The 2704-nt window shown below is 32.8% G+C and carries 2 protein-coding genes and 1 rRNA gene; 2 read left to right on the top strand and 1 reads right to left on the bottom strand.

Going from position 1 to position 2704, the window contains the following annotated elements:
• Positions 1–92: 92 nt before the first annotated feature.
• Together rrf and CQ058_RS31125 are read left to right on the top strand one after the other, a co-directional pair.
• A 5S ribosomal RNA gene (gene rrf, locus CQ058_RS31130) occupies positions 93–208 on the top strand.
• 360 nt (positions 209–568) lie between these two features.
• Positions 569–1489 carry a DMT family transporter gene (locus CQ058_RS31125; protein ID WP_002140184.1) on the top strand — a complete coding sequence of 307 codons (921 nt, stop codon included), beginning with the start codon at positions 569–571 and terminating at the stop codon, positions 1487–1489.
• Between the two features lie 93 nt (positions 1490–1582).
• Here CQ058_RS31125 and CQ058_RS31120 read toward each other — a convergent pair whose 3' ends face one another.
• Positions 1583–2374 (bottom strand): sulfotransferase family 2 domain-containing protein, encoded by a 792-nt coding sequence (locus CQ058_RS31120; RefSeq protein WP_002191765.1) that lies wholly within the window; start codon positions 2372–2374, stop codon positions 1583–1585.
• Positions 2375–2704 lie beyond the last annotated feature (330 nt).

The following is a 2704-nucleotide window of genomic DNA, read 5'->3' as shown; positions in this document are numbered from 1 at the left end:
CATGTGGAGCTGACGAATACTAATAGATCGAGGACTTAACCATATAATATGAAGCAAATGTTATCTAGTTTTGAAGGAATATACCTTCATAGTTTGGTGATGATGGCAGAGAGGTCACACCCGTTCCCATACCGAACACGGAAGTTAAGCTCTCTAGCGCCGATGGTAGTTGGGACCTTGTCCCTGTGAGAGTAGGACGTCGCCAAGCAAAAACCTAAGTCGTTTCGACTTAGGTTTTTTTGTGTTTATTTTTATTTACCGAAGGTTAAAATCCATAAATTTAATAATCCTAAAGACGAAAAAATAATGAAATAGAAATGGTATAAAATAAAATTTGGATGATAAAGTAATACGTTTAAATATAAATTGAAGGTAAGGATTACCTTTTTATGTTAATTTAGTTGTCGAATGAACAATAATGTTTTTGATCTTATATGAAAAGGTTATGTGAAAAATAGCTGTCCAGTTCTTTTTCACATAACCTTTTTGTATTTTTAAGGGATTTTACATAAGAAAAAATCTATAATTAAGGTAGCTAACATATATTTTTTGATGGGTGTGGGGGATTATGAAAGAAATATGCATGTTATTAGTAGCTGTTATATTATGGGGGACAGCCATTGCACCAACGAAATGGGCATTAGAATCCATTCAACCGTTTACTTTGTTATTTATTCGTCTTTTCTTTGCGGGTGGAATTTGTATGTTTTTCTCATTTAACGAACTACAAAAAGCAGTTATACATAAACATATTCCGTGGAAAAGAATGAGTTTACTGTCTTTTACTGGTGTAGCTGGGTACTTTATGTTCACATCCTATGGTATTTCTTTAACAAGTGGATTACATGTTAGTATTATTGATGCTGCATTGCCATTAGTTACAATTCTTTTTTCAGCGTTCTTTCTGAAAGAGAAAATTCAGATGGATTATTGGATCGGAATTATGTTGGGCGCTATAGGAGTGCTCTTTATTACAATTCCATCTAGCGATACTAATCAAGAGGTGTCTTTAATAGGAGATATACTTATTTTATTAAGTACCTTTTTATTTGCGTTCTACACAGTTTTGTTAAAACGGCCAAAACAAGAACGACGTTTATCTAATAAAGTTTTCACAACAGTAACACTAATGATAGGTGCAGCTATTGTGTTGCCATTTGCAATGATAGAAATTTTTTACTACGGTTTCCCAAAAATCGAAACATGGAAGATTGGATTTAGTGTAGTATACCTTGTTATCGGGGCAACAATTTTAGCATATTGGTTCTGGAATAAAGCGCTAGAGACGGTCTCAGCATCAATAAGTGGACTGTACTTAAATGGATTGCCGTTAATAAGTATCATTACTTCAATTATCCTATTAAATGAATCTCTGACATGGAAGATAATAATGGGAGGGAGTCTAGTTTTAATTGGAGTAGGATGGGCGGATAAGCAAAAGTTACGTAATCTATTAAAGGGTAATAAAATGGATAGTAGGGACTGTTAAATTGTACGTTTTATATAGTTTAAATGTTAAAAAGATACCTCATATATATGTATAAGGTATCTTTTTATATTTAGCGAAGATAATGGACTTAAATTAGTAGGGATATTCTTTGTTATATCTATATGTATCGAAATCTTTTTGAAATATTGTTTTGACGAGCTGTATACATTCATCATCATAAAAGCTTTCAAAAGTCGGGTGACGAGGGAATAAAGGATCAGTAATATCGGCATCGCTGAAATTCCCTTTATAAATCATGGCAGGGGTTTGATGATGCCATGATGTTGAAAACTCATTTATCGGTGCAGGTTTTAATTCGAAACGTTTTTCTAATTCTTTCATTTCCTGATCGAAATTTTCTAAGTATATATAATTGGTTACATACTCTTCTTCACCTGCTATATATTGTTGTGTAAAGTGAGCGTTAATATCATTTGCATGAGCACCTTTAGTAAATAGGTAGTATAAAAATTGTTTGAATGAGATTCCTTTAGGAGAATTTTCATTTTGATATAAAAACTTTCGAATGGGTTTCCATTCTTCATTTTCTACATAAGGAGGTGCAATTAAGGACACGAAAGAACTGACTGCTCTTCTAAACGGATTGCGAACCAGTTTGAAAGTTTCCTTTTGTTTATCTCGTAGTGCTACACTTAGCCGTATATTATAGGCCGGTGTACTTTTGTATATTTCATATTCGAAATTATGGATGAAGGGGTGATAGTTTAAAGCTGTTTGTAATAAATCAACCTGGTAAAAAAACCACTTAGCAAGGGAAGTACAACCACTTTTTTGACTCCAAAATAGAATGAGAGGAAAGTTTCTATGATAGTGTGGGCTTCTTGCATTAGTACTAATGATGTGTAATAAGGAGGGATCCAACAATTGATGCACTCCTTTCATGTATCTTGATTATATATATGTAAAATAAAGATGAGGTATGAGTGTGTGGAATTTTTTTTGTAGAAAATGAAAAAGAAATGTTGACTATTATTATATAGAGGTGTAATATAGGACAAGTCGCCGATAGCAACAACGCAGAAAGCGACAAAAGAAATAAAAAAACTTGGTTGACATTGAAATATGAAAATGTTAACATAAGGGAGTCGCAAATGAGCGACAGACAAGTTCTTTGAAAACTGAACGAAACAAACAACGTAAACGTCAATTTTTATTTTTAGATGCTAGACAAACTAACTTTATTGGAGAGTTTGA

This window comes from Bacillus sp. MYb56, assembly GCF_002976445.1.
In the GTDB taxonomy this organism is placed as follows: Bacteria; Bacillota; Bacilli; order Bacillales; family Bacillaceae_G; genus Bacillus_A; species Bacillus_A mycoides.
Note: the sequence above shows the minus strand (reverse complement) of the source record. Positions and strands in the feature narration are given on the sequence as shown.